This is a genomic window from Paraburkholderia sp. SIMBA_030 (assembly GCF_046535245.1).
Lineage (GTDB): Bacteria > Pseudomonadota > Gammaproteobacteria > Burkholderiales > Burkholderiaceae > Paraburkholderia.
Genome location: NZ_JAWRXB010001134.1, coordinates 1 through 252, shown reverse-complemented (window position 1 = coordinate 252; position 252 = coordinate 1). Strand labels below are relative to the sequence as shown.

General features: G+C 63.1%; 1 protein-coding gene. It reads right to left on the bottom strand.

Annotated elements, in window-relative coordinates:
* On the bottom strand, nt 1–252 hold a 252-nt coding region (locus SB772_RS43575; RefSeq protein ID WP_410838976.1), incomplete at both ends, for a hydrogenase subunit MbhD domain-containing protein.

Sequence of the window (252 nt, the reverse complement as noted above, 5' to 3'; positions counted from 1 at the left end):
GGTCAGCGCCAGGTCCGGCGCTCCCTGGAAGGCAAACATGAGTGCGATGCCGTACCCGGTGACGGACACCATGAGGACCGCGAGGAAGCGCTTGTTGGCCCGGACCGCTGCCAAAGCACCCACCACGATTCCAATGCCCACCACAATTTGGAGCGGCGAGTTGGGGTCCACCAGGTAGATGTTTCCGGGCAACGGCTTGTTGGCCATGATCAGCGCAGTCAGCGGGACCGCGAAGGCAACGGTCAGGATGAC